Genomic DNA, 23,283 nt, shown 5'->3' on the forward strand with positions numbered 1-23,283 from the left:
CGATCATTTATTCATATTTATACAAATAAATAGGTTCTGGTTTATAAGGTTAATTGCCATATTTTTTTATACTCAATATCTTGTCCCCAAATATTACCTAAATACTTCTTAGGTTGATAATGGTCAAATCTAAAGCGCAGTTTAGTTGTTTGAGAATCTGTTACAGCATCTTTTGTCATATTACTTTTACTTAAACCAATAATTGCTCTTGCGCCATTTTTGCCTCTCGCTATTTTGACATCATTGGTACGCCAGTAACCATGATCAGGCATAACAAATAACTTAATTTCATCAGCAGGGACTTCATGTTCATAAGTATAAATAAAATCGATTGTTAGACTATCTCTAGATTCAGCAACAATTTTTACTTCATGTAATTTAATTTTATACGGCGCAGCTAAATCTCCCTCACTTTTATAAATTACAGACTTATCAGTACAACTGGCTAACATAAAAAAAGCAGCAATAATTAACGCAAAATTTCGAAAAATCATCTATTGACTCCTAGATAAAGTATTATTAGTCACACGCACTATTCATCAACTCGAACAATCATTAATTATTAGACAAGTTTTTTTTCAAAAAAGCTAAAGCTTTTTGGTAAAACTCAACTCTATTTTCTAATTTATAAAAACCATGTCCTTCTCGCTCTTTCAATAACCACTCAAAAGGCATGTTTCTCTTTTCTAATGCAGCCTTTAATTTGTACGCTTGTTCAGGTGGAACTCTTTTATCCTCGCCTCCATGAACGATAAAAACAGGCGTTTTTAGATTATCAATATAAGTTAACGGTGACTCCTTTTTTAATAGCTTTTGATCATTACCATATATACTAGAAGCTAAGGATGATGTAGAAGAAATATTTGAATAATCTGCTGATTTTTCTTGAACCACAGCATCATAAACGCCAGCTGCAGCAATACTACACTTAAATAGTTCAGGCTCTAATAGAGAGGCCATTAATGCCGAATACCCCCCAAAGCTCCACCCCATGATACAAACCTGTGTTTTATTAATCTCAGGTTGCTGAAGAGCCCAGCGAGTTCCATCAATAATGTCTTGCTGAATAAGAGAGCTCCGTTTTTGATAAGCTACTTTTTTATAATCTAATCCATATCCACCTGATCCTCTGTAATTCACTTGCAAAACAGCATAACCATTATTTGCCAACATCTGTGTATCTGCATCAAAATCCCACAGATCCTGCTGACCGTAAGGACCACCATGAACAAGTGTTACTAGGGGATATTTTTTATTATTTTTGTCACTTTTAGGAATTGTTAAATAACCATAGATTGTGGCTTTATCCCGTGACTTAAATTTTATTGGTTTTTTTTCGGCCATGAGTTCAGGTTCAACCCAACGTTTTTTACTTAATAAGTAATCTACCGATTTTTTCTCAGTATTAAATATATAAAAATCTCCAGGCCGAGTATCACTTTTTACTAGTACCACCATTTCTTTTTTATTTCTTGTTCTTGAAGTGATTCTTACATCACTATTTTTAAATGAAGCAACAAGCATTCTATGGAGCATAGAAAAAGAGCTATTCGGTTCAATATATTGGTATTCCATGTAACCAGGAACGAGTTTTACACCAACAGCAACATTAGTATCTGGTTCAGTAATAATTTCATGAATATCTGCAGTGGTATGAGAAAAGAGTAATCTGATTTTTTTATTTTCTAAATTATATTCATAAAGAGATTTAGTTGAATTATCTGAATAGCCAGTTAAATATAAATTATCTTCTTTTTCACTCATAAAAAGAGGATTGAAATTACTTAAGGGATTAGAATCTTTAACTCCTACCCAATTGCCATTTTGATAAAAATATAACTTAACTTCACCTTTTGCATTATACCCTCTTGCAATAATAGGAACACCAGCTCGATTAAAAACAACTTTCATATTACCAAATGGTGTTTTAGTTACTAACTTTTTCTTTGAATTATATACATTGAGTTTAATCACCCTCATTGGCGCATCTAAATCATTATCCATATTACGTGCAGATATCAAAATATGCTCTGAATCATCAGGCAGTGTATGAATTATTTCACCATGTGATCTTTCTGGTGCTCTGTTCTTTTTGGCCCTTGAGTTGCTATAAACACCACCTTGATACCCAAAAATAATACTGCGTTTTGAACCATCAATATTACCTGCGTAAATCTGCCCATAAGTTACAAAAGTTTCTGAATCAAGACTTTTTATTTTTCTGGTATAAACCAGTCTTTCATTATTTACCCAATAATAATTATCGACATGTTCATTTTTATTAAAACGATAAGTCCTTACAATTTGCATAATATCGCGCTGGATTATAACAAGAATTGTTTGCTGATCGATTGGTACCGTGGCGGCAAAATGCTTACCATCTGGTGATATAGCTAAATAGGTTTATTATGGCATAATACTCACATGACTTATCCGATAGCATTTCGCCAACACGTCTTGGCTTATAAACAGAAACACGGTTTAACCTTTGAAGAAACCGGAGAGCACTTTGATATATCCATGCGAAGCCTTCTTCGTTGGAATAAAAACATTGAGCCTTGTGCGAAAAAAAATAGACCCAGCATCAAGCTTTGCATGGAGACACTGAAAAAAGATGTCGAAGATTTCCCTGATGATTATCAATGGGAACGAGCCAAGCGCTTTGGTGTTTCGCAACCGAGTATTCACGATGCTCTCAAACGGTTAAATAAGAGCTATAAAAAAAACACTGTGCCACCCCAAAGCAGATGAATTAAAGCGGGCGAGGTTTCAACAACAACTTAGTCGGTACGAGCAGTTAGGAAAGCCTGTCGTTTATTTGGATGAAAGTGGATTTGCTCAATCCTCACCTCGTACTCATGGTTATTCGGACAAAGGTCAACGCTGTTATGGTGTTCATGATTGGCATGCCAAAGGTCGTATTAATGCTATTGGGGCAATTATCCGAAATACCTTTGTGACTTTAAGTTTGTTTGCCGGAAGTATTAATGCGGATGTTTTTCATGCTTGGGTAACACAAGATTTGTTACCTAAAGTTCCCTCTAATGCGGTGATTGTGATGGATAATGCCAGCTTTCATAAGCGTAAAGACATCTGTGAAGCTATTGAGAAAAAGGGATGTATTTTGCAATGGTTACCTCCTTATAGCCCTGACTTAAATCCGATTGAAAAAAAGTGGGCGCAAGCTAAAGCTATCAGACGAAAAAAAAGATGTTCCGTTGATGAGTTATTTCAGGAGGACTGTCTATATGACAAAATAAACTGATCCAGCTATAACTTGATACTTTCATACTCTGTATTTTTTGCAAAATACTCTAAAGGTAAGTTTTGAGAAAAAAGCTTATTAGAGAATATGAAGAGCAAGACAATTATAAAAAATGGCTTTTTTAACATGAAAGGGAATTCCTTTTTGAACTAATCTGAAAAGATTCTAATCCAACCCTCCTTATTATGCAATTTTACCGCTTTAGGTTTTCAAGTGCTTTTAGTATTTAATTTGTTGGTATCATTAAATCTCGATATTCATAATCAGCATTTTTTAGAAGCGTTACTTCACCATTATTTACATCGATTCCAAGTTGAGTCATGGTTTCCATAAAATCAGGAAAAGACGTTGAGTAAGCCATTTGTGTATATAACTTAGAAAATATTTTAGTGTTGCTTAACTCATCCAGTTTCGCAGCAAGAAGCTTTCCTTTCCATTCTTCTCGGCTGTTACTACAACATTCATTAAGCTTCTTTAACACCTGTGACAATCCTTGCTTCCCATTAGAATTTTTATACAATTGATAATCAGCGATTAAAAAGTAAGCGGCTCCGCTCCAATATATTCTTTTGGTTCGACCGTGAGATTTCCCTTTTCGACGATTTTCAGTCGCTTCGATTAAAGTTTCTTTATCAACGATGCTAGTGCCTTTTAAGCCTCGTTTAAAACCTTTGTATAGTTTTTGCCACACTTGCTGTTGAGATATTTGACCTGACTGTGCCATTAGCACATATTGTAAATAAGAGGCCAGTCCTTCTGATAACCAAATATCCTGATACTCTATTTTAGGCAATAATAGATGGCCAAACTCATGAGTAGCAGTCCAGTCACTATAGAACTCTTCTATCGGCTTTTGACTATCTACAACAAATCGAATACCAAAACCGCCACCTCGCTTTACATCTCCCCAAGGAACCGGGCCTTTTTTAAACCGATTGTTTTCAATTAAAATAACTTGAATTTGCTGGAGTGGAAATTTTCCTAAATAACTCGCTAAAGATTCAGCTTTATTTTCCACCCATTGCAATAACTCTTTCTTTTGGTTGAGTTGACTAAGCAAGGCAACATTTAGCTGCCCTCCTTGTTTCAGTTGAATGGTTTCTAAATTAAAGTCACCTATCATAATTGTCATTCCCCAATCATGAGGTGTTTTTCCAAGCATGTACTGACGTCCCTGTTTATCTAATAATTTCCATGGAGCTGATACTCGATAATTTTGAGGTAAGTGGAAGGTAACTCTAACGTCTTCATCTTCAGACAATTCTTCAGGTATCCATAACCATGTATTATCACTTTGAAAACTGAGAGCAGCATGAAGTTTACTTTTGTTTTTATACTTATGCTTATGATTGTGTTCACTAATATCTGATTGATAATGTAAACATGCATTATCATGCAAAGAATTGGTCCGCCAATAACGCCCTTGAAATTCAATATATCCTTGATTTGCTTCAGGAAACTGAACTAAATTTTTATTTGCTTGATGATCATCAACAACAAGGTATTCAGGAGGCTTACCATCAAAGCAAATCTTGACTAATGCTTTTGATAAATCTTTATCAATCGTAATATTATATTCATGGGTGCGTTTTTGCTTTGCACTCGAAATACAAGAAAATAATAAAACAACACCTGACAGCACAAAAATGCTGATAACCTTAATTGTTGTTAATTTACTTAATGATGCTATTGGGTTCATTTCAATAATGATCGCTCTACAATTTTACCTTTCAACACACAAATCCAATTAATAATAACAGTGTAAACCACAGTTCATTTATGTAGCCTAGTAAAATGAGCGCTTCTAGTCGAATTGATAATTGTAAGATAATCCTTCTTTAAACGGAATCCGGTTAAACGACTTTAACTCATTTTAATAAAGGTAATATTAACGTTTCCAAGTCATCTACAGTTTTTTGCTTAATTAATCGTGCGCAAGATTGATGCAGAGCTTTTTGAGTCGATCGCTCTAAAGAAGTAATTTGTTGCTGCAAATCGATAGTGGTAACTTGCATAACCCCTCTTTGAGCATGATTACGTTGGCTGATTTGTTGATGTAAATGGACAAAACGTCCGATTACAACATAAGGAAAGTTTTTATTATTAATCGGTCCATAAACAGCCTCAAAGCCTCCTAATGGTAACCCTTGTAATTTAACAGTGACTAATTTATCTGCGCCAAACCAGGCACTTCCAAACCCTAATAGCCCACCACCGATGGCCCCTAACATAAAACTGTGACCTGCAACCGCCATATCGGCAGCAGCCCCCGCTGCTGCACCCGTTATTGCCCCAACCGTTGCCAGTTGTTTTTTGTTCAGTCCCCACATATACCACTGATCACAGTCAAACAAATCAGGTGGCATATTAAGATTTTCCATAGTAAGTTCTGTTTGGTAATGTGCATATACAGCAAATAACTCTTCAATAGAACGTTGCTCTCTTTGCCGCATCCAATAGGAGAACTCTTCGACTAAAAGAGGTTGTATTGATTCTGCTTGCTTTTTATTTAATACCTTTCGGCTAATTTGATACACACAAAGATCTTCTAATAATCGGGCTAAAATTATAGCGCTATTCTTTCGTTGTTGTTCACGAAAGTTGATTAAATCCTGATTAACCTGTCTAAGCGTTTTTGCCCATTCGGGTTTTAAATGGGCAAAAGCTTGAAGTAACTCTAACTGTCGTTCAAAATCAGCTTTCATTGGGTTAAATATACGTACCGTTTTGAAATACTGAGCCAGTGCATCACTCCATGAATCAACATACTCATGATTTTCAATCGGGTTAATCAATGCCATACTTGGTTGGCCCGTCCAACGCAATATTTCCATTTCTGCTTCATATTCAACACCGAACGGACGAGAGCCATCAACCACATAAAGGATTGCTGCGCCTTTAATCAAAGGTGTTAGTAAAGCAACTTCGTCAGGAAACCTTTTTTGACACTCAACATCATTAATAAAAGTTTCTACAGCCTTAGCACGCTGATCGGCTTGTACGGAATGTTGGTTGAGCCATGCAAGTACTTTGTTTGGTCGTTGAAATCCAGGCGTGTCCACCAACTCATAACCAGAATGAGCCGTTTCGACTCTCACTACATCGGCAGCAGTTGTCGTTCCACTTCGCTGTGAAACTTTAACACTATCGTTTCTGGCTAATGTAGAAACAATTGAAGACTTTCCTTTATTCGGGTGTCCTACAACGGCAAAAACGGCTCTATTCATAACTCACCCTTGGCATCAATTTTTCGGGCAAATAAACTTGCCACTGAGCTAACTGATTGGTAAATCTTTGCCATTCTTCTAAATGCTCTATTTGAAGTGGTTGTAAACCTGATTGATTCCAGTCTAAAGGTAGTAAAAAGCCTTGTCCATTGATTAAAAAATCTTCTAATTCCCCCATCGGAGGCTCCCACGATTTAACTAAGACTAATTGTGGACCTTGCCAACGTTCTGCTATACGTTGCTCGGCTTCAGAGGCAAGAGGCCCAGCATTTAACATATTATCAGGAGAAATATTTATATTAGCTACGGCTTGTTGTAATAACCCTTTTTCAATACCAGCCCAGTTATTCACTTTTAATTCGGCAGGAAGTTTTGCAACAACAGGAGATAAACCAACTTCATTAAATGTTTGCTTGGCGTGTTGTCTGAGTGATTCAGATAATTGGCTTTCAATGTCATTTGCCAAACGTTTTTTAAACCAGACTGACGCTAATAATAAAAGTAAACCACGCAGCAAAATGCTATAAAATATTTGTACTGCTAAAACAAATTGCCACCAACCCGAGTAATCACCTAAAGATTGATAATTATCTATCAGTCGAGAATCTTGAGTCGCTTTTAATAAATCGAGTGATGGTTGGGCTTCATGCCAAAAACGCCAAGGAAAAGCTAACACTTTAAGTAAAGGATATAAATCAGCAGCATCAAGTAAAGTACTGCGCCAAATAAAACTAATATCAGTAATTAAAAGTAAAATTAAAAATACAAGCAAACTTGCAACCGAAAATGCGATCCCTGCTAATTGACTTTGAAAAAATAACCAATATTTTTCTACTTTTAATTGGTGTACTTTTCTCATTAGTGCTTTTTTTTTCTCTGACCAAATCGGTAAAAAAGTCACTAAGCGAGCTAAATTAACACCTTTGCCTTTAAACAAACTGACAGAAGAGATAATTAAACTTAAAACAGGAATAAATAGATAAACCAGTAAAAGATAAGACAGATTAACCTTACCTTGTTGATCACCGGACAAAACACTCCAAGCGATAAGAAATCCCAGTCCAGCCCCAGTTAGAGTAATTGGCCAGACAGTTTTTAAATTAATATTTGGAGAGTTTGAATTCAGCTGCACAGAAATTAGCTTATGCTGCGCTCCGCGCTGCCATTATCATTTCTTCAAGCTGATCTAAATCAGGAATCGACGCTTGAATATCATCAACAGTAACATGCATTTTTTCTGCATCAGATAGAGATTCTTCTGCTAAATACTTAATATTATCTTGTCTCACATGTGATAACCGAGGTATCCCCTGTACAACTATAGCAATGTAAGGTAACTCACGATTACTATTTAGCGTATGAGCAACCGCTACACGTGAACGCTTATTTGCTTGGGGATCAGACAATCCTTGTATAACATCAATTGAAATTAAAGGTATTTCTTGGCCTCGCCAAAATAAATGCCCTAGAAACCATCCGGGTTTATTAGTCATATCATCAAAAAGTTCAACGTTACTAAATGGTACTATTTCTGCAACATTTGAATTAGGTAATAGAATATTGCTTTGCACGATTGGAATCATTAAGCTGTAAACTTCTTGCGTGTCTGTTGCCATAGTTTTTTCTCAACCTATTAAATATTGAAAAATAGTATATATTAAATGCTCAGCCATTTAAGGTACTGATCATTTGTTCTGCTAATTGCTCAGGAGAACCGATAAACTCTGCTAACTCATTAGTTATAATCGCTTCAGGCATTGAAGCATTAGCACAAGTATCCATTGATTGTGCCCATACTTTACCACCAGCTTGATGTAGTTTTTTCGCACCAGCAAGACCATCATCTCCCATACCACTAAAAATAATAGTAGCGGATAAATGACCATAAACATTGCTCACCGATTCAATTACATCATCAATACACGGCGAATAAGGAGCACTCCACTTTTGAGAATGATCTATGAGCATAGAACCATCTTGTAAAATAACAATTTTGCCTTTGAGCGGCGCTAACAGGACTTTGCCAGGTTTAAGCTCATTACTACCATTAGCAATAGTCACGTCAAACTGACTATTACTGGTTAATATATCTGCCAGTACAGGCAAAAAGTTTTCATCAATATGTTGAGCGATGATCATGCTTGCATTAATATCTGGAGGAATACAATTTAAAAAGCGTTTGACTGCCGCTGGTCCACCCAATGAAGCACCAATGACCCAACAAGGAGAAAGTCTAACGGAAGCTTTTGGGCTTGTATCTTTTTCCTCAAACTCTATATCAAAAGCAGTTTCATCCAACATTGGGATCTCAAACTCTTCAGTAGCCGAATGATCTGCAGATATTTCAGACTCAGGTTCATGGTTAACATTGCTGACGCTTTTTTTCGATTCGGTGGCTGAACCCTGTGCAGTATCACTTTTCTCATGAGAGACGGCTCGTCTGGCAATTTCTTGAATAGATGTACTGTCAATTTCCATTTTTTGTACAACTTCTGAATCAAGGGCGACATCAGCTAATGACTCTAGCGCTAAATCATCATCATTATCAAATTCATCGATAGTATGCTCATAAAATGTCGATTCGTTATAGCTTAACTCCCCTTCAATTTCTTCTGATATCAGCTCAAGCTCTTCTTTTTCAAGTTCACTTTGTTCTTCATTAACATCTAGCTCACCCAGGGAAAAAGAATCGTCTTCTAAAGAATCTTCCGCAAGCTCAATAGGTTCTTCTAATCTTTCTGTCGTTTTTTGTTCTGACAATTCAACTGAATCAATATTATCTAGGCTAAATTCATCATCTAATGAACCAATTTCTAATACTTCTAATGTTTCAGTATGAGATTCGCTCCCTTCTAACAGTTCAGTCTCTATGTTGCTCTCATTAAAGTTATTATCAATAACTTGCTCTTCAACCGAGTCACTATTTAACCAAACTGGCTTTTCCGCTTCTTCTTCAATAGCCTCTAAAGATAAACCATAGCTCTCTTCTTGAGCAGTCTCAGCGGTCAAACTTTTCTCTGCTTTCGCTTCAACCACCTCATTTTTTTCTTGCTGTGATATATCATCAGAATCATCAATAGAAAAACTGGCTTTCCCTGTAATTGGTTTCTCATCAGGAAATTCTTCAAGCGTTAGGCCCGAGTCTAATGATACTTCTGCTTGCTCAGATTCGGTTTGAGTTTCTTCTAACCCACCATCGTCATCGATTGAAAAATCAGCTACACCTGATGTATTGACTGAAATGTTATCAACAGGCTCTAGTGAAAATGTCGACTCTACTTCCTCTGCCTCTATTTCCTCTAACTTTACTTCTTCTGGCTCAATATTCTCAGGCTCTATGGCTTCAATAACCAGTTCGTTAAGGTCTGGATCATCAAGAGCTAATGATTCTTGTATATCGATGGTATTTTCTTGAGTAACATTTTCAGTAACATCATCAATGTTTCCTTCACTTTCGAGTTCCAGAGAAAACTCATCATCAACCTCTAATTCCAAATCAGTCAAATCTTTATTTTCTAAAAGTTCATCATCAAGTGAAAGCTCATCTAAAGTTAAATCGTCAAGTGTCGTCTCTTCTTCAATTAAGCTTTCAACTTCAACCACGCTTTCTTCAATAGAAAAATCATCGATACTTATTTCAATATTCTTTTCTGATTCATCGACTAAGTTTTGTTTTTCAGCGGAAACAGGCTCGATTAACACCGGAGAAATACTTTCTAATTCCGACACTAACTCTGCAGCAATATCACTTGGCAAACTTACTGTAGATGATTCCAGTTCATTTAAACTATTTGACAAAGGAGTTTGTTCGTTAAGACGATTCGATGTTTCCGTTTTAGAGGCGTTTTGTTCTGCTAGAACTGAGTCAGCCTGTCGCTTTTCATCTTTGTCTTTGTTGTTATCTAAATTGTCAGTATTTTTATCTTCTGTTTTTGATGGAGTTAACCCGGTTATTTCATAAAGCCGATTTAATAAGTTAGTACACCAAAAGTCAGGGTGTGACTGCTTAGCTAATGTACCTGGCTCACTAAAATAAACAGGAATTTCTGACTCATCTAAGAGGTGATCAACAGCATCATGCCACGATTCATCATCCACACATAACAACCAAACATGCAAACTATCATCATCAACATGCTTATCAGTAATATTTTCTGGGTTGATATTATAAACAATCTCTACAGCACTATCTTCAAGCAACTTAATGAGCTGCTTAGTTTCATCTGTTGAAGAGGCTACTAAGCCTAGTTTTAAACCACTCACTTTCTTCCTCAAGATCTATTGGGCAACAATGCTGATATTGACTCAAGAAGATCGACCTCATTATACGGTTTACCCATATATTGATTAACTCCAATTTGCTCGGCTCTCTCCCGATGTTTTTCTCCGGTTCTAGAGGTAATCATAATAATTGGCAAGTCTTTTAATCCTTCATCATGGCGAATAATAGTTGCCAACTCAAAACCATCCATTCGTGGCATCTCTATATCGAGCAGCATAACATCGGGTTTTTGTTCACCTAAAATTGATAATGCATCAACCCCATCTTTAGCTGTAATAACCTCAAAATCATGACGTTCAAGTAGTCTAGTTGTTACTTTACGTACTGTGATTGAGTCATCAACAACCATTACAACAGGTACTCTATCATCAACTGTAGCTAAATCACTCTCACCACTTTCTAACAATGTCGCATCTATACGGCGAATGAGTGCAGGCATTTCGAGTATTACAACAACCCGACCATCACCAAGTATCGTCGCACCAGATAGACCGCTAATTGAACTTAACTGGCTACCTATCGATTTAACAACGATCTCTCTGCTACCTAACAAGTCATCAACTTGAATTGCAGTCGGATGATCAGCGCCATGCAACAATAACACAGGTAAAGGCTGGGTAATACCTTGTAAGTTTGCACTTCGATTATGATCCAGTATTTGTCCCAAATAATACATCGAATAATCAATGCCGGCATATTCAAAACGAGAGTCTGGATTTGCATAGTACTCTTCTAGCTCAAATGGACTCACTCGTACAATCCCTTCAATATTAGCTAAAGGTATTGCATAAACATCATCACCCAACTGAACCATTAACGCATGGTTAACAGACATTGTGAATGGCAGTTTTACTGTAAATGTAGTCCCACGTCCTTGGTAAGAGTCTATTTCAATTACACCACCAAGTTGTTTGATTTCACTACTCACAACATCCATACCAACACCACGACCCGAAATTTGAGTAACTTGCTCGGCAGTACTAAAACCTGCTTCAAGTATCAACTGTTGCAATTCATGATCGGTCAGTTCTGTTTTCTCAGTAATTAATCCTTTTTCTATCGCTTTATGCCGAATCGCCTGTAAATTTAATCCACGTCCATCGTCTTGTAGCTTAATAAAAACTTCACTACCTTCTCTAAACATCGAAATTTTTACACTACCGGCCTCTGTTTTTTGATTAGCTCGGCGCTCTTCGGGTGGCTCAATACCATGGTCCATAGCATTTCTAAGCATGTGTTCTAATGGTGCAATCATTCTTTCTAAAACACTACGATCCATCTCGCCATCAGCACTAATAGAAAGCTCAATGGTTTTACCTAACTCATTACTGATTTGACGAACCATTCGTCTTAACCGGGGTACTAAACTTTCAAACGGAATCATACGTGTTCGCATGAGACTTTCTTGCATTTCAGTATTTACTCGGCCCTGTTGTAATAATAATGTTTCTGAATCAGCAGTGAGCATATCAAGAGATTCTTTCAAGCTCAGCAAATCCACGGCACTTTCACCCAAACCACGAGTTAATTCTTGCTGACGGGTATACCGATCCATTTCTAACGGATCAAAATCTTCATATTCAGTACCACCAGAAACTTCTCGACGGTAGGAAATCTGAGCATCTGTTTCAATATCCAGATTTCTTAGCTGATCTCTTAAGCGATCGACAGTAGAGCTCATTTCCTCAAGGTTATATCTCAATACTGACATTTGTTGTTCAAGGCGAGAACGGAAAATACTGGTTTCACCAGCAAGGTTAACCAAGTTTTCCAACTGTTCAGAAGAAACCCTGACAATATCGGTTGTTTGAGTTTTTTGTTTAACTTCTTCTTGCTGCTGCTTTTTCTCTTCAAATGATACAACTTCTGCTGAAGTTTTTTCGACCACTTCATCAAGTACTTCAGCCTCAGTTACATCACCGGAACTGATCGACTCAACAGCAAGATTTTCCCCCTTAATCAGTAAGCTCAATGATTGCATATAAGTGACAGGGATAGTCATTTGACGATGCTCTCTTACTTCATCAACTAACTTCTCAATAACATCATAGCCTTGCAAAATAAAATCGACTTCTCTGTCGGTAACGGTTAGATGCCCGCCACTGACTTTCTCAAAATAAGTTTCCATATCATGAGTCAAGTCACCTAAAACAACTAAATCAGATAAACGAGCTCCACCTTTAAATGTATGTAAAGTACGTTGTAATAAATCAATTGCCACCTTATTATCATGAGACTCTGACCAATCATGTAGCGCTTCATCTAAAGTCACTAATAATTCGTCAGCTTCTTCGAGATATATTTCAAGTACTTCTTCACCATCTTCATCTAATTCAATATGCTGAACGGAACCAGAAACTTCTATCGGTGCTGTTGGCTCAATAGTATTTTCTACGGTCACTTCATTCGCTGAATGACGAGTTAAATCTTCTACTTCAAATATTTGTTCTGTTGCTTCTTCATCTTCAGTTGCAGACTCAGCCGATAATTCTTCTAATTCTTCAACCAAATCTTCAGATTCAGCAGCTAACTCCTCTATTTCCTCAGTCAAATCCTCAGATATATAGTCTACTGATTCTTCGCTCAAATCTTCAGACTCGGTAGATAATTTTTCTAATTCCTCGCCTAACGCTTCTGGTTCAATAGATAAATCGGCTAGTTCTTCTATTAGATCCTCAGACTCATCTATAACATCTTTAATTTCAACTGATAATTCATCTTCTTCATCAGTTATATTTTCGTCAGCCAGTTCATCAATTTCATTAATAAGACTTTCAGTTTCTTCAACAGTAGCATCAATCTCATCAAAATTATATTGCTCTACTTCTACTTCATCTTTTTCAATTTCAGAAGACTCAACATTTAACTCATCTAGTGTTTCAAGAGTCCCCTCTTCAACAGAGTCAGAATGATCGTCGATACTTTCAAGTACTAATTCATCTTTGTCTGTTTCATCATCTAGCTCTAAAGCTACTTCTTCTTCGGTATCAAGCGAATCAGGTAAACTAAACTCTTCTGACTCGGAACTATCTTCAACATTAGAGTCATCAATATCTAACAATTCTTGATTTAATTGAGCAGACTCATCTTCAGAAATAGAATCAACAATAGTTGGAATTTCTTCTTCAATAACTTCTTCTAAAATAGGCGCATCTAAAACAAGCTCTTCAACTACAGTATCTTCAACAGGTTCTACACTATCAGGCGATAAGTGATGTCTTATAATTTGAACTTCTCTATCAGCCGATTTTGGCCAGCTAAGTCCCTTTAACTCTGCCACCATTGATTCAAGCTTATCGGTTGTAGATAACACGATATCATAATCAGCCGTAGTTAAATTACGTCCAAACTCTAAAACAGTATTAAAAATATCTTCAGCAGCATAACCTAATTCACCAATATTCATTGCGCCGGCCATGCGCGAACTACCTTTCAATGTATGGTAAATTCTTCTCAGCTCGCCATTAATTTCTTTACTGCCTAAATGGCTTTTCCAGCGAGGAAATAGCTCACGTGCGGCCTCAATTAACTCTTCACCTTCTTCAACAAAAAGTTCAACCAGTTCAACGTCCATATCCTCAGGCACAGAAGCTACATTTGACTCTTCCATCCATTGCGAAATTTTTGTAATTGTTTCATTAGGTAAATCGATATCTTCTTCAGAAGCAACCCTATTCAACATTGCGGTTAGCTTTTCAACGACTTCAGTTAAAAGAGGATTAAAACCATCATTTAAAGTGTCTTTTGAAGCAGCATATGTTGCTAATTTCTCGGCTTCGCTAGCTAACAGCTCTAAACTATCAATAGCTAACATTTCAGCACCACGCATAAACGTGTGCAATTCACCTTCAATAGAGTCTTTTATTGATTGCTCGTTGGAATTTTGCGCTAGCTGTGTATTTAACCGCGCAACTTCATGTAATATATCTAACCCCTCAGTTAAGAAAATTGAAACAAATTGTTGGTCACGTTGCTTAATAGAAGTAACACCGCTTGCAGTTCCAGCTAGTTCAAGCTGCTCAATTCTTGCCCGTAAGCTCTGCGCTTTTTCTGTGTCAACTGTTCTGGAATTTTTTAAATCATCTAATGTTGTTGCTAAAAATTGATGCGATTCTTTAAGTAACTCAACAACCGAAGGCTCCATTCGGTGATTACTTCCCTTAACAATCCGAGCATGCTTTTCCCATGGACCAGTCACTCTAGCCATAGGCTCTACACCTGCCATGTTTGCACTACCTTTTAATGTGTGTAGTGCTCTGATCAAATCATCAGTTACAGCAATACTTGCTCCAGCAGGGGCCGTATCTAAGTAGTTAGCAATAATTTGTAAATGACCATCGGCTTCAGTTGTAAAAATTTCGAGTAAAACTGGGTCGATCGTATCTTCAACAGTAATATCAGACGAATCTTCAACAATATTTTCTGTGGACTCTGTAGCCACTTCATTTTCAAATGAAAAGTCTGCGAGTTGTTTTCCTGCTGATAAATGCTCTGCTTTAGCAATTAACTTCAGATAGTTTTCATCACAACCAGTTTGTTTTGCGAATGCGTCAACAAGTATAGGCAATACATTATGCACTTCTTTTAATACACTAATAACAGGAAGTTCAGCAGGTATAGATTCTTCAATCACCTTGTTAAGCATATTTTCTATGGCCCAACTGACCTCACCAATAATTTGCGCTCCAACAAGACGACCACTTCCTTTCAATGTATGAAAAGAGCGCCTAATTGTTGATAAAGCTTCTTCATCTTGTAAGTTGGCCTCCCAACGAGGAATCATTTCATCGATAACCTGAATTTCTTCTTCAGCTTCTTCGAGAAATATTTCTAATACTTCATCATCGATTAGTGTCTCATCAACCGTTTTTTCCGCTGCCGGTATCAACATAGGAACAACTTTTGCTGTTTCACTAACTTTTGTCTCTGAAGCTGTTTTTGACGATTCAGAAAAAGCCTCTATATAAGTTTTCTTTTTAACTGAATCATCAGTAACCTCAAGATCTTTTGACTCTATAGGCTCATCAGTAGAGGTTTCAGAAGAAGCCTCGGAGATGTCTGTTATTTCAGCACCTTGCTCTAAAGCCAGACTGAGTGCATCAGTACTTTTTTGCGCACCTTTTAATATCGAACTAACACCTCGATGACTGCCATCTTCAGAAGCTTCTAGATAATATTCAACGCTGGTAATTACATCAGCTAACGCGTCTAAATGTTCTTCTTTAGGATGTTTATTCAGAGAAATAATTTTTTCTTCAATAAAGCGCTTAGCAATTTCTAAGATTTCAGCCGCTTGTTCGAACTGAATAATTTTAACGCCACCTAAAACCTCTTCTAATAAGTTAGGAACCTCACTCAAAGCATCTTGCTCAAAACCAGATGCAATATAATTAATCATCCTATCTTTAGCAGATTGCATACTTTTACGAGCAACTTTAATTAATGCCCGAGTCGCTTCGTCTACTTGTGACTCTTTTGCCTGCTCTCGACTCTTATCATTCGACTGCTCTTCACTACTTGACTGAGAAGCAAGTCCTAAATTAACGTTTTTAAGATTTGCTTCAACAAATAATAAAGCCCCAGCAATGTCCATAACAACCGAATCATCAGGCATTTGATTTGTATCTAGCAACTTTTGAATACTTTTGATTTGTTGTCGAATAACATCACGAGGTATTGCTAACTCGAGTAATGTTAAAGTATCAGCTATTCGAGTTAAAGAATCGGTCAAAGTTTGCAGTTGAGAAATATCTTTTGCTTGTGCTCGAACAAAAAGATCAAGTTGATCTTTTACTGTTGCTAATTCTTCATTAATCGCACCAACGACATTAGTCACGGCGGAAGAGTCAGGTTTTGTTAGCTTTTCCTGGTGTTGCTTAATTTCAGAACTATCGGATAATCCGGCCTCTAGATTAAACTCTTTTTTAAGAGCCACCACCCGCGCGTTTTTAGAATGAGAACGAGCAACAAAATAAAGTAATTCAGATAAGAGTTTTTCAGGAATAACATCTGCCATAGCAGAAGCCCCTTGATCCGATAAACGTTTTATTTGTTTATCAACTTTTGATAGTAATAAATGTATTTCCTTTTTCTTATATAATCCACCTTCAGTAATGGAAAAGATAAACCCATCTGCAACCCACCATAGTCGAGCAACAGACTCTCCCTCAGTTAAAGCTTCCAAACGTAGCAATACTTTATGAATTCGCGACAAACACTCTTTAACATTTGCTCCACGAATAAGTCCGGTTAAACCTTTTTGAAAATGCGCTCTAAGTTTTCGGGCATTATCTTGAAAAGCAGAAGTTTTATCTTTTTCAGAAACCACTTCAACCGCTTTAGGAGGCATTACATGATTAGTATCAGCACTAAATAATTCTCTTTCAGAAATTGGTGATAATGCACCAGCAGAACGCAACTCATTTATCAAAGGAAGTAAAACAACAGGAATATCTTTTTGACCATCTTCAACTCTCTCAAGATAGCCAGGTATTTGTAGTAATGCTCTCATCAATACTTCAAATACAGCTTCAACGGCAAACGCAGAATCAGTTGCCATTTTTTCAGCCAGCTTCTCCATTTCTAACGCTAATCGAGCAGCGCCAGAAAACTCAAGCATTTGTAAAGTGCCTTGCACTTGATGCAAGCAATTAATACAAAACTGAATTTGCGTTTGATCTTGGGTATCTTCAGCAAAATTCTCTAACCCCTGACGAGCTTGGTCAAGGGTATTATTAATTTCTTTTCTGACCCAGCTTAAAGCCAATTGGTCATAATTGTCACTCATGACTACTCCGTCATTTCTTTATTATTTATCTTTACGTAGATACGCCAGACAATGTTTGTTATCAACTCTGGTCAAAACATCACTATTTATACTAGTGACCTCTCCGTGTCCAAGTACTAACAAGCCTCCAGGTTTTAAACGTTCAACAAGCTGTTCTATAACCGCCTGTTTTCTATCCTGTTTAAAATAGATCAGTACATTTTGACAATAAATAACGTCATAATTTTGTTTTAGCTTTGCATCCAACTCAAGTATATTACTTTGAATAAAACAACATCTTTGTCTTATACTATCCTTGATTTGAAAGTACTCATCTGCCAGCCGATTAAAATACATATTTTTTGTTGTCGTCGGCACAAAATCTAGCTGTCTAGCTGCGTAAATACCTTCTCTGGCAACAGCAAGAGCAGGATAACTAATATCAATACCGCTCACACCAAAATAAATTTCTTTTTCACATGAATCTTTTAATCCAAGATTCAATTTGTCCATCTCAATTGCAAGCGTATAAACTTCTTCGCCCGTTGAGCATCCAACACTCCATATTTGCAAATGTTGTGGACTATCTGGTGCAGCTTGAAACTTTTCCAATGCCATATTACGGCAATAACTACTTACTAAATTCAGCGAATGTGTTTCACGATAAAAACAAGTTTCATTCACTGTTAGGGAATCGGTTAAGGATGCCCAATCTAAAATAGAAACGGAGTCGGTATTTAACTTCAAATACAACTCATTATAATTTGTAAAACCTTTCTCAATCATATGCCGCGATAGTGCAGTAATGAGAAACGCTTTTCGACTTTCAGGCAACCATAATCCGGTTTGCTTTTCCAGAAGAGCTTGCCATAAAACAAACTCCTCTGACTCCATTTCTGGCATGTTAAAAGAAGCAGACATCGATCGTGTAACTACGCTTCCTCTGGTAATTTGAAACCAGCAATAGAGTTATTCAGTTCATCAGCTAGCTCAGCTAATTTACCAATCGAACTTGCTGTATTTTGTGTACCCTCAGAAGTTTGGTTAGTGATTTCCTGGATAACATTCATCGTATTTGATACATGACCCGCAGATGCAGCTTGTTGACGAGCAGCATTCGATATATTTTGAATCAAATCAGCCAAACTTTTCGATACCCGTTCAATTTCCTCAAGCGCAACACCCGCATCTTGAGCTAGGCGAGCTCCATGTACCACCTCTGCGGTACTTGCTTCCATCGAAATTACCGCCTCATTCGTGTCTGTTTGAATCGTTTTTACCAGTGCTTCAATCTGTTTCGTTGCATTACCAGAACGTTCCGCTAGTCGTTGTACCTCATCCGCAACTACCGCGAAACCACGACCAGCTTCCCCAGCCATCGATGCCTGGATCGCGGCGTTAAGTGCCAGAATGTTTGTTTGGTCAGAAATGTCATTGATTAATGATACGATATCACCAATCTCTTGAGATGATTCACCTAGTCGTTTTATACGTTTTGATGTTTCTTGAATTTGTTCACGGATTGTATCCATCCCTTGAATGGTATTTCGTACAACCTCACCACCTTTTTTCGCGATATCAACCGACTTTTCCGCAACCGTTGCAGACTCAGAAGCATTCGCAGATACTTGTTCAATTGACACAGCCATTTCATTAATCGCTGCCGATGCTCCGGTTATTTCCTGTGCTTGGTTACGCGATGCTTGCGCCAATTCCATCGAAATATTTTGCGTAGCATCTGTTGCGTTAGCCAGTTTAGTTACTGACTCTTTGATCGTCGATACTAAGCTTCTCAATTGGTCAATGGTGAAGTTCATCGCATCGGCAATTGCTCCAGTAAAGTCCTCCGTTACTGTTGCGTTAGTTGTCAAATCACCATCAGCTAACCCTTCCATTTCATCAAGTAGTCGTATGATTGCTTGTTGGTTTTTCTCATTCTGTAATTTCTCTTGCGCTGCCGTACTACGAGCTCTATCGGTACGCCCTCTATCGTCTTTTCGTTGGCGTAAATATAACAAGATAATCAAGATTAAAATTAATCCACCAGCGATTGCAGAATAAAAAGGGTGTCCTGGTTTTTTCAAATCGGATGATTGTAATTCGTAAGCTTTCTGTAATTCATCGGTTAAATCAAGCATATCTCTTGCTTGAGTAAATATTTCATCTGACTTAGCATGAACCTCAAATAACTCTTCTGTATGACTAATTACATAATCCACATTTTCTTTAACTTGAACATAAAGAGCCGAAATATCTTCTAATGATTGTCGAGCCTGAGAATTAGTTACGCGACTAATATCTAGCATCGCATCACCTTCTAGCATTCCAGTTAACACTTCACCAAAAATATCCACATCATGACCAAAGTTTTCAGCTGCAAGAGCAGCATCATCGCCACCCGCTAAAACTTTTTGGAAACTTCGATTAATTCTTTCAGCATAAGTTGATTGTCTTGTCGCATACATAACCTGTTGAGCGGAAGCTTTAGAATCAAGCAAAATATCTTGTACTTTTTCATATAAAAACTGCATTTGAGGGATTTTTTCTGATAGCCCTCTAGAGATTTCATAAAGCCCTGTTACGGTATCTTGCCCTTTACTTACAACCGCCGCATTACTATTCATGCTATTCCACAAATCAGAAACTCGCTTTACCTGATTATTACGAATAGAAGCTGGTGATGGTCTTAACCCTTTAGAGTCATCTCCTTTATCTAGATGATTAAGCTGTGCTTGGAATTGTTTGGTTACTTCTGTTAATGATACAAAAGCTCCTTGATTACCCTGTGTTGCCTCCGATGCGTTTTTAGCAACCTGTTGAGACAATACTCGAAGGTTACCCGCTTTGGTTAATCGAGATTGATTCTGTTGGCTTTCATAAAGTCCAATCGCAAGGTTAACCCCACCAACCAGAATAAAAAACAATAGTAACCAAATGTAGACGCCCGTATTGGATTTTGCTTCTAATTGGTTTTTTTTATCGTCTGCTGCGCTCATAATTTAGTTCCTGAATGCAAAATTTATTTCTAAAAGAAAAAGCCGCCTTTTTATACTAATGCAACTTGGCGAAACGACGGCGTTTCAGCCAAAGCCTTCAAACTAAAAACAGTCCAAAGATTTTCACCCGAATAAAAACCACCCTTAAGATAGGGTGCCATGACTTCATCGTTAATTGGGATATCCTTAACCCATTCTTCATCTTCATAGTGATTCAACCCCAGTACTTCATCAACAATCACACCACAGTGAATATCACGATGATTAATCACTAACAATCGCTGACGCCGTAAAGCATGAGGCGCTTTACGTCCTAGAAAACCATGAAGATCCATAATCGGTAGTAAAGTACCGCGAATATTGGCAAGACCTTTAACCCAAGCTTTAGCGCCAGGGACTTTGGTATAGCGTGGAATAGAAATAATCTCAGCTACTTCAGTTAATCGCACAACATAGTTATTACCAGAAATACGAAAACCAACACCAGTCCATAACCGACTGAGATCCTCTTCGCTTGGCGACAATGCTGCACTTTCAAAGCTACGTTGCTCAATACTTTGGAGGAACTCAAATGCCTGTAAGTCGGTGATTTCGCTCATATTGATAACTATCGCCCTAAAATAGCCTGAATGGTATTGATTAAATTGCTTTCATCAACGGGCTTAGTTAAATAGTCCTTTGCGCCTTGTCTCATTCCCCAGATTTTATCAGTCTCTTGATCTTTAGTGGTCACAATCACGACTGGGATATGTGCAGTCGTCGATTCCTTTTTTAGCTGCCTTGTTGCTTGAAAACCGTTCAAACCAGGCATAACAACATCCATTAAAATCAAGTCTGGTAACTCTTGCTTAGCCACTTCAACGCCTGCCTCTCCACTTTCAGCAGTAACAATTTGATAACCGTTTGACTCAAGAATAGTTGATAAGACATGAGTTTCTGTTGGTGAATCATCAACAATTAAAATCTTAGACATTTATTTGGTTCCCCCAGGTACAGCTTTAAGTTTAGTCTAAATAAAGCAAACCTATTAAAAAGTGTATTAACAAACCCGCTTATGCGTGGCTAACGTGTTCAGTAATTGCACCTAAAAGCTCATCTCTGCTAAAAGGCTTAGTCAAATATTGATCAGATCCCACAATTCGCCCTTTTGCCCTATCAAATAATCCATCTTTGCTTGACAGCATGATCACAGGGGTATCTTGAAAATCTTTATTGTTCTTGATTAATGCACATGTCTGATAACCATCTAAACGAGGCATCATAATGTCCACAAAAATAATGTTGGGCTTATGATCAGCAATTTTCGCTAATGCATCAAATCCATCAACTGCAGTTACTACTTCACAGCCAACTTTTTTGAGCAATGTTTCGGCAGTACGACGAATGGTCTTACTATCGTCAATTACCATTGCTTTAAGACCCTGAAAGCTATTTTCCATTCACCTTATCCTCATCAAGTAACTAGTCGTGTTACTTGTCAATCAAATTCATACTTTACATGTTATATAAAGCACATAAGAAACCTGGATCATTTTTAACATAAATAACAGCGCTATTCCACTGAGTTTTATGCTAATTGAGAGCTAGTCTTAAACACTCTTCTATAAGAGTAGCTTAAAAAAGAAAACTATAAGAATCAAGCTTTTAAAAGACAAGGCAACTACTCAACATTAAAAAAACCCGCTAACATACTGATATTTATAGATAAATGCTTGCGTTTCTTATTTTGCTATCTATAATAGATTATTCATAGTAACCTGCTCCTGTTGTCAATTATAGTCGAGAAAACCAATGACGTTAAAAATTGCGATTCTGATGGATCCCATTAGGAATATTAATATAAAAAAAGATAGTAGCTTCGCAATGCTACTTGAAGCACAACGTCGTAATCATGAACTCTATTATTTTGAGCAATCTGATTTACACTTGTTAGAAAATAATGTTAAAGCTCATGCCCGCACACTGAGCGTTGTAGATGATCCACAAAAGTGGTTTTCATTAGGTGGTATTACAACTCACAACATTGAGCATTTTGATGTGATATTAATGCGCAAAGACCCACCATTTGATATGGAATTTGTTTATTCAACTTACTTACTTCAATTAGCACAAGAAGCAGGCGTATTGGTGGTAAATAATCCTCAAAGTATTCGAGATGCCAATGAAAAACTATATACAGCCTGGTTTCCTCAATGTTGCACCGATATGATGGTGAGCCGTAATGCGGCTGACTTTAGAAAGTTTTTAGCCCAGCATCAAGATATTATTCTCAAACCACTAGATGGAATGGGAGGATCTTCAATTTTTAGAGTAAAGCATGATGATCCCAATGTTGGCGTTATTATCGAAACACTTACTCAACTGGAAACCCAGTCAGCAATGGCACAAAAGTTTATCCCTGAAATATCTAACGGTGATAAGAGAATTCTAATGGTTGATGGTGAACCAATTCCTTACTGTCTCGCCAGAATTCCTGCTAAAGGTGAAACCAGAGGAAACCTAGCCGCTGGTGGTCATGGAGAAGCAAGGCCACTATCAGAAAGAGATCACTGGATAGCTAAGCAAGTAGGCCCTAAACTAAAAGAGAAAGGGTTAATGTTTGTTGGTTTAGATGTCATTGGTGACTTTTTAACTGAAATCAATGTTACTAGCCCGACTTGTATTAAAGAGATTGATGCTGCTTATAATACCAATATTGCTGGCACTTTATTAAATGCCATTGAAAAGCGATTTGAATAGGATTGCCC

At 37.3% G+C, this 23,283-nt stretch carries 16 protein-coding genes; 3 read left to right on the forward strand and 13 right to left on the reverse strand.

Annotated features, from left to right (window positions below; all coding sequences use genetic code 11):
- Positions 1 to 41: 41 nt before the first annotated feature.
- Entirely contained in the window at positions 42 to 494 is a 453-nt protein-coding gene (locus ACT5E3_RS21565) for a hypothetical protein (protein ID WP_444995627.1), read from the reverse strand.
- Between the two features lie 61 nt (positions 495 to 555).
- Positions 556 to 2,310, reverse strand: a complete 1,755-nt coding sequence (locus ACT5E3_RS21570) for an alpha/beta hydrolase family protein (protein WP_444995628.1) — start codon at positions 2,308 to 2,310, stop codon at positions 556 to 558.
- A gap of 114 nt (positions 2,311 to 2,424) precedes the next feature.
- On the opposite strand from ACT5E3_RS21570, the gene ACT5E3_RS21575 reads away from it, so the two are divergent.
- Positions 2,425 to 2,751: an IS630 transposase-related protein gene (locus tag ACT5E3_RS21575; RefSeq protein ID WP_444994237.1), complete on the forward strand. Its 327-nt coding sequence runs from the start codon at positions 2,425 to 2,427 to the stop codon at positions 2,749 to 2,751.
- Entirely contained in the window at positions 2,729 to 3,265 is a 537-nt protein-coding gene (locus ACT5E3_RS21580; RefSeq protein ID WP_444998609.1) for an IS630 family transposase, read from the forward strand. The genes ACT5E3_RS21575 and ACT5E3_RS21580 overlap by 23 nt, the downstream gene beginning before the upstream one ends.
- 226 nt (positions 3,266 to 3,491) lie before the next feature.
- Here the strand turns inward: ACT5E3_RS21580 and ACT5E3_RS21585 are convergent, their stop codons facing one another.
- From ACT5E3_RS21585 to pilG, 11 genes are all read right to left on the reverse strand, one after another.
- On the reverse strand, positions 3,492 to 4,964 hold the full coding sequence (locus tag ACT5E3_RS21585; RefSeq protein ID WP_444995629.1) for a hypothetical protein: 1,473 nt from the start codon (positions 4,962 to 4,964) through the stop codon (positions 3,492 to 3,494).
- Between the two features lie 169 nt (positions 4,965 to 5,133).
- A complete protein-coding gene (locus ACT5E3_RS21590) occupies positions 5,134 to 6,492 on the reverse strand; it encodes a DUF3482 domain-containing protein (protein ID WP_444995630.1) in 1,359 nt (452 codons plus the stop codon).
- Positions 6,485 to 7,624, reverse strand: coding sequence for a DUF2868 domain-containing protein (locus ACT5E3_RS21595; RefSeq protein ID WP_444995631.1), 1,140 nt, complete (start codon positions 7,622 to 7,624; stop codon positions 6,485 to 6,487). Before ACT5E3_RS21595 ends, ACT5E3_RS21590 begins: the two co-directional genes overlap by 8 nt.
- Positions 7,625 to 7,634: 10 nt before the next feature.
- On the reverse strand, positions 7,635 to 8,108 hold the full coding sequence (locus tag ACT5E3_RS21600) for a chemotaxis protein CheW (protein WP_444995632.1): 474 nt from the start codon (positions 8,106 to 8,108) through the stop codon (positions 7,635 to 7,637).
- A gap of 49 nt (positions 8,109 to 8,157) precedes the next feature.
- Entirely contained in the window at positions 8,158 to 10,755 is a 2,598-nt protein-coding gene (locus ACT5E3_RS21605) for a chemotaxis protein CheB (protein ID WP_444995633.1), read from the reverse strand.
- Positions 10,756 to 10,763: 8 nt separating this feature from the next.
- Positions 10,764 to 17,561, reverse strand: a complete 6,798-nt coding sequence (locus ACT5E3_RS21610) for an Hpt domain-containing protein (protein ID WP_444995634.1) — start codon at positions 17,559 to 17,561, stop codon at positions 10,764 to 10,766.
- A 21-nt stretch (positions 17,562 to 17,582) separates the two neighbouring features.
- A complete protein-coding gene (locus ACT5E3_RS21615) occupies positions 17,583 to 18,461 on the reverse strand; it encodes a CheR family methyltransferase (protein WP_444995635.1) in 879 nt (292 codons plus the stop codon).
- Between the two features lie 11 nt (positions 18,462 to 18,472).
- The gene (locus ACT5E3_RS21620) at positions 18,473 to 20,536 is read right to left on the reverse strand and encodes a methyl-accepting chemotaxis protein (RefSeq protein ID WP_444995636.1); all 2,064 of its coding nucleotides are present in this window, start codon (positions 20,534 to 20,536) and stop codon (positions 18,473 to 18,475) included.
- Positions 20,537 to 20,586: 50 nt separating this feature from the next.
- The gene (locus ACT5E3_RS21625; protein ID WP_444995637.1) at positions 20,587 to 21,135 is read right to left on the reverse strand and encodes a chemotaxis protein CheW; all 549 of its coding nucleotides are present in this window, start codon (positions 21,133 to 21,135) and stop codon (positions 20,587 to 20,589) included.
- 8 nt (positions 21,136 to 21,143) lie between these two features.
- The gene (locus ACT5E3_RS21630; RefSeq protein ID WP_444995638.1) at positions 21,144 to 21,509 is read right to left on the reverse strand and encodes a response regulator transcription factor; all 366 of its coding nucleotides are present in this window, start codon (positions 21,507 to 21,509) and stop codon (positions 21,144 to 21,146) included.
- Between the two features lie 79 nt (positions 21,510 to 21,588).
- Positions 21,589 to 21,975, reverse strand: coding sequence for a twitching motility response regulator PilG (pilG, locus tag ACT5E3_RS21635; protein ID WP_444995639.1), 387 nt, complete (start codon positions 21,973 to 21,975; stop codon positions 21,589 to 21,591).
- A gap of 352 nt (positions 21,976 to 22,327) precedes the next feature.
- Here pilG and gshB point away from each other — a divergent pair, with 352 nt between their 5' ends.
- A complete protein-coding gene (gene gshB, locus ACT5E3_RS21640) occupies positions 22,328 to 23,275 on the forward strand; it encodes a glutathione synthase (protein ID WP_444995640.1) in 948 nt (315 codons plus the stop codon).
- Positions 23,276 to 23,283 lie beyond the last annotated feature (8 nt).

It is taken from the genome of Aliikangiella litoralis (assembly GCF_052495765.1).

Coding starts and splice junctions, on each gene's coding strand:
- ACT5E3_RS21565 (WP_444995627.1), bottom strand. CDS start 494: ATGATTTTTCGAAATTTTGCGTTAATTATTGCTGCTTTTTTTATGTTA.
- ACT5E3_RS21570 (WP_444995628.1), bottom strand. CDS start 2,310: ATGCAAATTGTAAGGACTTATCGTTTTAATAAAAATGAACATGTCGAT.
- ACT5E3_RS21575 (WP_444994237.1), top strand. CDS start 2,425: ATGACTTATCCGATAGCATTTCGCCAACACGTCTTGGCTTATAAACAG.
- ACT5E3_RS21585 (WP_444995629.1), bottom strand. CDS start 4,964: ATGAACCCAATAGCATCATTAAGTAAATTAACAACAATTAAGGTTATC.
- ACT5E3_RS21590 (WP_444995630.1), bottom strand. CDS start 6,492: ATGAATAGAGCCGTTTTTGCCGTTGTAGGACACCCGAATAAAGGAAAG.
- ACT5E3_RS21600 (WP_444995632.1), bottom strand. CDS start 8,108: ATGGCAACAGACACGCAAGAAGTTTACAGCTTAATGATTCCAATCGTG.
- ACT5E3_RS21610 (WP_444995634.1), bottom strand. CDS start 17,561: ATGAGTGACAATTATGACCAATTGGCTTTAAGCTGGGTCAGAAAAGAA.
- ACT5E3_RS21615 (WP_444995635.1), bottom strand. CDS start 18,461: ATGTCTGCTTCTTTTAACATGCCAGAAATGGAGTCAGAGGAGTTTGTT.
- ACT5E3_RS21620 (WP_444995636.1), bottom strand. CDS start 20,536: ATGAGCGCAGCAGACGATAAAAAAAACCAATTAGAAGCAAAATCCAAT.
- ACT5E3_RS21625 (WP_444995637.1), bottom strand. CDS start 21,135: ATGAGCGAAATCACCGACTTACAGGCATTTGAGTTCCTCCAAAGTATT.
- ACT5E3_RS21630 (WP_444995638.1), bottom strand. CDS start 21,509: ATGTCTAAGATTTTAATTGTTGATGATTCACCAACAGAAACTCATGTC.
- pilG (WP_444995639.1), bottom strand. CDS start 21,975: ATGGAAAATAGCTTTCAGGGTCTTAAAGCAATGGTAATTGACGATAGT.
- gshB (WP_444995640.1), top strand. CDS start 22,328: ATGACGTTAAAAATTGCGATTCTGATGGATCCCATTAGGAATATTAAT.